This is a genomic window from Methylobacterium sp. J-001 (assembly GCF_022829565.1).
Lineage (GTDB): Bacteria > Pseudomonadota > Alphaproteobacteria > Rhizobiales > Beijerinckiaceae > Methylobacterium.
Genome location: NZ_JAKSYN010000107.1, coordinates 1 through 6,417, shown reverse-complemented (window position 1 = coordinate 6,417; position 6,417 = coordinate 1). Strand labels below are relative to the sequence as shown.

The window sequence follows — 6,417 nt, the reverse complement described above, 5'->3', positions numbered from 1 at the left end:
CGGCACGGACGCCAGTGCCCCGTACCACACTTCAGGCCGCACCCGGACCATCTGCTTCATCAGCCGCGCCGTGGCCCCGAGCTACTACGTCCCCGACCCGCGCGGCCTGTCGAGCCTCGACTACTTCGGCACCGTTCGCGGCCGCCTCGGCTACGCCTTCTACCGCACCCTCGTGTACGGCACCCGCGGCTTCGCCTACGGCTCGGGCAGCGCTGACCGCTCCTTCGGCGGCTACGCCGGCAACGACAGCTTCCGCACCGGCTACGCCGTCGGCGGTGGCGTCGAGTTCGCCCTCCCGACCGAGTCGTTCCTGAACTTCTTCCGCTCGTCGGCCGTGACGTTCAAGATCGAAGGCCTGTACGTCAACCTGGAGCGCGGCAACCGCAACCAGGGCGCCCTCGTCGTCAACGCCGCCAACCTCGTCCCGGTCGCCTACAGCGCCATCGGCCGCCGCGACGACGAGTTCGCCGTCGTCCGCGCCGGCCTGAACTACAAGTTCGGCTCGTACTAAGACCCACAGGCGCGCCCGGCCCCCGGGCCGGGCGGGCTTTCTTGGACGTGGCATGCGGGTCAAGACCCGCACGCTGCATCCGAACCCCCTCTTCGCCTCGGCACGACAGCCCTGTGAGGTTGAGCGCTCAGATCGACCACAAAGCCCCGGGCGCCCTTGGCGCCCGGGGCTTTGTGCCGTTTTCCGGGGTCGCGCCTCACCGGCAGCCCAATCGGGATCACCCACGCCAGGGCGAATGGCGGATCACGCGGCAGAAGTTTCCGGCGTGGAAATGCGGCTCCTTGTCGGCGATGACATCGGCCTTGACGTTGCCGAAGGTCGTGTCGGGCTTGTGCCGGATCCCCTCGTAGAACGTCTGGATGATGTCTTCCTTGAAATGCGGGCTCCGCGGATGCGCCCGCACGACCGCCTCGCGTACGGCGTCGCTGTAAGCGGCAAAGGTCAGCCCGAGCACATCCATCTCGACCCCGGCGGTGACCAGGGCGATCACCGGATGCATGTGCTGCGGGATGCCCGGGGTGGTGTGCAGCGCGATGGCGGCCCACACCGTGTCGATATCGGCCTGGGCGATGCCGTGGCCGCGCAGGAAGTCCCGGGCCGCGTTGGCGCCGTCGACCTCGAAGCGCTCGGTTGCGCTGCTGTGCTGTGTGGTCAGTCCCATGTCGTGGAACATCGCGCCGACATAGAGCAGTTCCGGATCGTAGGTGAGGCCGCGCCGCTTCCCCGTCAGGGCACCGAAGTAATAGACGCGGCTCGAATGGTGGAACAGCAGCGGCGATTCCGTGTCCCGGACGAGCTCGGTCACCGCGCGGGCGAGCGCACTGTCGGGGATGGCGACGCCGTCGATTGGATGAGCCATGGCTTTCCCTCCTTGCTGAGACCAAGACGGTAGCCCCGCGCCACGCGTCCGGAGTTGACGGAACACGTCTCAGACGGCCAAATCGCGTGTGCGACGGACGCGAGGGACGGCACCGTGGAGCGAAGGGTGGTGATCGTTGCCGGACCGGGCGTGCAGATGCTCGACGTCTCCGGCCCGCTGGATGTGTTCGCGGAGGCGAACGTCCAGGCCGAGCGCGGCGTCTACCGGACCGAGATCGTGTCCACCGAGTCCGGCGCGATCCGGACCTCGTCAGGCGCGCGGCTGCTTGCGGACCGGACGATCTTCGAGGCCGATCCCGGCACCCTCGACACGCTGCTGGTGGCAGGATCGCCGGATGCCCCGCATCGGCGCCCGTCGGCCGCCCTGCTCGACTGGCTGCGGCGCACGGCCCCCGCGGCCCGGCGCTTCGGCTCAGTCTGCACCGGCGCCTTCGCCCTGGCCGAAGCCGGTTTGCTGGACGGGCGCCGGATCACCACGCATTGGGCTGCGGCCGACGCCCTGGCCCGGCGCTACCCCGCGATCCGGGTCGAGCCCGATGCGATCCAGGTCCGCGACGGTCCGGTCTGCACGGCCGCCGGGGTGACCGCCGGCCTCGACCTGGCCGTCACCCTGGTCGCGGAGGATCTCGGCCGGGCGGTGGCCCAGCGGGTCGCCGCGCAGCTCGTGATGTTCTTCAAGCGCCCCGGCGGCCAGATGCAGTTCAGCCGCAGCGGTACGGCCGAGCCGTCCGGCCGGGCGGTGCTTCAGGAGGTCCAGCGCTGGATCGTGTCCGCCCCCGCGGAGGACCACAGCGTGGCCCGGCTGGCCGAACGGGCGGGCCTCAGCCCGCGCCACTTCGCGCGCCTGTTCCGGAGCGAAGTCGGCATGACGCCCGCCGACTAGGTCGAGGCTGCGCGGGTCGCGGCGGCGCGGCGCTATCTGGACGCGGAAGGCCTTCCGCCCAAGCAGGTCGCCGCCCGGACGGGCTTCGCCAATGCCGACACCCTGCGCCGGGCCTTCATGCGCCATGTCGGGATCACGCCTGCGGAGTTCCGCAGGCGGAACGGCGGGGGATAGCTGCCCCTATCCTCAAGCAATGGGTTTGCTGGTGCTCGGTTAGGCAAGCACCATGGGCAGCATCCCGGAACCTTTGGGCCCGCTTCCCGGACCGTCGCCCTGAAACAGGCGCGAACGCCATAGGCAAGCCAACATGTGTTTCACGGGAAACATCCGTGACAGGCATCACAGGACACTCCACCGCCAGCATCATTAGCCACCATTTAAGATGGCCACTCCGGTTGGGTTCGAACCAATGCTTACCCGTCGGGAGGCATAGGGGAGCGACTTGAGAACACTGTCCGGTCGAAGGGATTCCTGTTTGCCCCGCCCGCGAAAGGATAGCGAATTCCGCCGCGTCGGAACGGGCACATCCTTCAGGACTCAAGGTCGACACACCGATGGAAGCAGCATGGCGCGCGGCGTGTGTACCGCTTCTCGGACGGGGCGAGCCTGCGCGCGTGGTCGACACCTGGGACCGTCGCGGCAGTTCGGACTGCTGGCTCAGTCTCTGGCGGACCTGCAAGCCCACTTGTCCGGGCGCGACGGCTGAAGACTTTAGGACCCCGCGATCCATATCGAACAGGACCGGCTAAGGCTCTTGCGCCTGGATGCTGGGCGGATTGTCGGGGCCAGGAATGGCCGAGCGCGCCCTCACGACCACGGAGCAACGCGAGACCATCGTCGGGCGCTCGCACAGGACTTGAACACCGTCAGCAGCGGAGCCGCCCGCGCCGCCACAGGCCGGCCGTGACGGTGCTGGCGGGACGACGTGCTGTCGCCCGCCTGCGCGGCGGCGGGTCGGTTGGAACACGCTTACGGCAGTGAGAAGAGGGGAAAAGCGACGGGGCCTGCCCCCGCCGCTTTTCCGCCGTCTCGCCACCGGCCGCCCAATCAGGCATCGGCGTCCGCGTGAGCCTACAGGCCCAGCAGCACCCCGGCCGAACCGGCCACTGTCATCGCTAAGCCGCCCGCGAAGGCGCCGATCATCACGTAGGAGAAGGCCTTCAGAACCATATCGTGCACCCCTTTCTTCGTGGGACGGGCCCCAGCCGAGGCCCGTTCGAACCGTCTGCAATGAAGATGCCGCACCGATCCGTCATGTGCAGTGCGGTCGAGCACGCTGCGCTGCCGAACCGTGCAGGCCGGCATCCCGAGATCGCCCTGCACGCCAGACGCGGTTAGGGGTGGTCACCCAGCGGGCTGCGAGATGTGGTCTGCTTCACGTCCGGCGAAGAGCCCGCCCGATCTCGGTGGCGTCAGCATTCTGGAGCGCAGCCCTTCGCCTCTGCGCGCGCCACGACGAGGCTGAGGCGCCGGGCATGCGTGTCGCGGGCTTGGCACGGTCGCCCGGGATGGGGGCTCCAGTCTGTGCGGGCGCGACCATCTCGGCCAGACGGGCCATCCGCTTGTGAAGCTGACGAGGATCGGCGTGAGAGGCCATGCCTGCTCGCGCCACGCATGGAGCTTTGCAGGCCCGGAGGGGACGCCGAGGCTTTGGCATCCAGGAGGGCTCGCGACGGCCGTCCGATGCCTCGCTCCGCGCGATCACACCGGGAGCCTCTCACAAAACGCCCTCTGCACTGTCTTGTGCAGAGGGGGCGCCCTGTGATCGGGCGTTTCGTGAGCTGCTTTCAGCGCCGGTTCGTCAGACTGAAGACCGCGAACCCCGCCAGGACCGCCAGACCCAACGCGAGGGAGCGGTTGGTTTGAACGAAGTCGGCCGCCTGCTCTCCGACCTGTCGCAGATCGTTGCCCAGGGGCGACCCCGCCAAGATGCGCTCCGCGCGCGCATGGTTCTCCTCACGCGTGTTGATGGAGACCTCGAACGCGTCGCCATGCCGATCGATTTCTATGCTGTTCCGGGCGAAGCCCGCGCGAGCCAGTCGCTGTCGCGCGGATCGCGCGGCCTTGAGGGAGGGGAACGTCACTGAGGCCTGGGTGGTGTCCGACATGGATTCCTGCGCGATGCGAGTCAAAAGCCGTCGAGGTCGATCGGATTTCTCATCACGACAACCCCTGCCGTGGCCCTTGGGGTCCGAGGCCATGCCAGCCACCGCCCTCCACGGCCGCCGGCAGCTCCGAGAGCAGCGATCTGCGCGCACCTGGTGCCGCGGAATGTGTCAGCAGCGCCGGAGGCCTTCGAGCCCGAGCGCCTGCCTCCGGGATGACCGAGCGCCCTGGCTGGCCGCGGAAGCCGCAGGAGCGTCGAACAGTAGAAGTCCCCTCGGCGCGAGGGCCGAGGGGACTTCGTAGTCAAGATATGCCGTCACGAACCGTGGAGGTCGTTACGGGCAGGCGTGGCGGCCACCATCGTTGCCCAGATACGTGCCGCTGCGACGGTCATACGATCGGAAGCGCTGAACGCAGTAGCTGACCGCATCCCCGGCAGGCGCGACCTCCGTCTGGACTGCACCGTAATCCTGGCCGTAGCCGGCAGGTGCATAGCCGCCACCGTACCCACCATAGCCGGCGGGCCCATACTCCGTGCCGTAATAGCCGTCGCCGAAGCCGCCATAACCATAGCCGAGTCCCGCTCCGGCCAAGCCGAGACCGACGCCGAGTCCCAATCCGCCATACCCATAGCCCCGGCCGTATCCGTAGCCTCTGCCGTAGCCGCGGCCGCCGAAGCCACGGTTAACGGCAAAGCCACGGTTGCCGGCGAAGCCTGCGCCGCGAAAGCCGCCACCGCCGAAGCCGCCGCGTCCCCCGAAGCCGCGGCCTGCAAGACCGCCCCCGCCGAAGCGGTTGCCTCCGACACCGAAGCCGCCACCCAGGCCGCGGCCGCCGAGACCACCGCGAAAGCCGCCTCCGCCGAGTCCAGCGCCACGGAATCCGCCGCCGCCGAAGCCGCCGCCATGGAAGCCGCCGCCGCCGCCGCCGCCGAAGCCACCGCGTGCATCGGCCGTGATCGGAAGTATCGCCAAGGCGCCAGCCATCACGGCCGTGCTCAAGATTGTCCGCTTCATGCTGCCCTACCAATTCTGGAGCGAATGCTCTCTCTGGTAAGACAACGCCTCATCGGCCGAATCGCCGTTGCTACATTCTGTCCATATTTGAGAACCAGAATTTCAGACCCCGATTACAACGCGTTAGATGCAATCAATAGGTCTTTATTGAACTATTCGGGACGCCGACATTACGTCGCGTCGCTGGCCGTCTCGCTGCGCTCGCGGGTGATCCGGTGGCCGTCCCGCGTGAGACGGGACGCGATCTCCCCTCTGCGCGCGGCCTTCTGGATGGCGCCCGGCCGCCGCACGATCGGGCTCGTCCCCGAAGTCAACGAGGGTCCCCGCGGCTCCCGGCCCAGGGCCGACCCGTAATCACACTTGCTGAACTGGTTTTCGTTTCGACGTTGTTTATCTTCGATCGCAAGTGATAATAAAATGTTCATCTTGTAGTGCAAAAAAGCGGTGCACGCCCGAAAATGGATGCGGTTCAATGTCTTCCAGCGTCACCCTCACCGCCGCCACGCGCCAGAACCTGCTCTCCCTGCAGGATACGGCCGCGCTGACCGCGACCACCCAGAACCGGCTCTCCACCGGCCTGAAGGTCTCCTCGGCCCTCGACAACCCCGTCAACTTCTTCACAGCGCAGTCGCTGAGCCAGCGCTCGGGCGATCTCGGCAACCTGCTCGACGGTATCTCGAACGGCATCCAGGCGATCCAGGCCGCCAACCAGGGCATCACCTCGATCCAGAAGCTGGTCGATCAGGCCAAGTCGGTCGCCAACCAGACGCTGTCCACCGGCGACACCCTGTACCAGGCCCTGACCAAGCTCAACGCCGCAATCGGCGCCGGCAGCTTCACTAGGAGCACCGACGGCACCAAGGCCGTGACGAACGCGTCCTCGGACTAGGAATTCAAGGACACGGCCAGCCAGACGGCGCTCGGTATGGCAGACGGCACAGCGAATTCCGGGCCCAGCTACGGGCAGAGCACGCTGAACAACATGGCCAGCCAGCGCTCGGAACTGAGCGTTTCCGGCGTCC

At 67.8% G+C, this 6,417-nt stretch carries 5 protein-coding genes and 2 pseudogenes; 3 read left to right on the top strand and 4 right to left on the bottom strand.

Annotation, left to right across the window (positions count from 1 at the left end):
- Positions 1-511 (top strand): outer membrane protein (locus MKK65_RS11750; RefSeq protein WP_409565423.1); only part of this gene is annotated, 511 nt, incomplete at its 5' end.
- A 217-nt stretch (positions 512-728) separates the two neighbouring features.
- Here MKK65_RS11750 and MKK65_RS11745 read toward each other — a convergent pair.
- Positions 729-1,370, bottom strand: coding sequence for an HD domain-containing protein (locus MKK65_RS11745; protein ID WP_243957856.1), 642 nt, complete (start codon positions 1,368-1,370; stop codon positions 729-731).
- A gap of 114 nt (positions 1,371-1,484) precedes the next feature.
- Between MKK65_RS11745 and MKK65_RS11740 the strand changes: the two are divergent.
- Positions 1,485-2,447, top strand: a pseudogene (locus MKK65_RS11740) (GlxA family transcriptional regulator).
- A gap of 1,613 nt (positions 2,448-4,060) precedes the next feature.
- Here the strand turns inward: MKK65_RS11740 and MKK65_RS11735 are convergent.
- From MKK65_RS11735 to MKK65_RS11725, 3 genes are all read right to left on the bottom strand, one after another.
- A complete protein-coding gene (locus tag MKK65_RS11735) occupies positions 4,061-4,381 on the bottom strand; it encodes a hypothetical protein (protein WP_058191825.1) in 321 nt (106 codons plus the stop codon).
- A gap of 333 nt (positions 4,382-4,714) precedes the next feature.
- Positions 4,715-5,380, bottom strand: a complete 666-nt coding sequence (locus MKK65_RS11730) for a BA14K family protein (RefSeq protein ID WP_409565422.1) — start codon at positions 5,378-5,380, stop codon at positions 4,715-4,717.
- Between the two features lie 185 nt (positions 5,381-5,565).
- Entirely contained in the window at positions 5,566-5,868 is a 303-nt protein-coding gene (locus MKK65_RS11725) for a hypothetical protein (protein ID WP_243957852.1), read from the bottom strand.
- On the opposite strand from MKK65_RS11725, the pseudogene MKK65_RS11720 reads away from it, so the two are divergent.
- Positions 5,868-6,417 (top strand): annotated as a pseudogene (locus tag MKK65_RS11720) (flagellar protein); the annotation flags it as partial. The gene MKK65_RS11725 and the pseudogene MKK65_RS11720 overlap by 1 nt on opposite strands.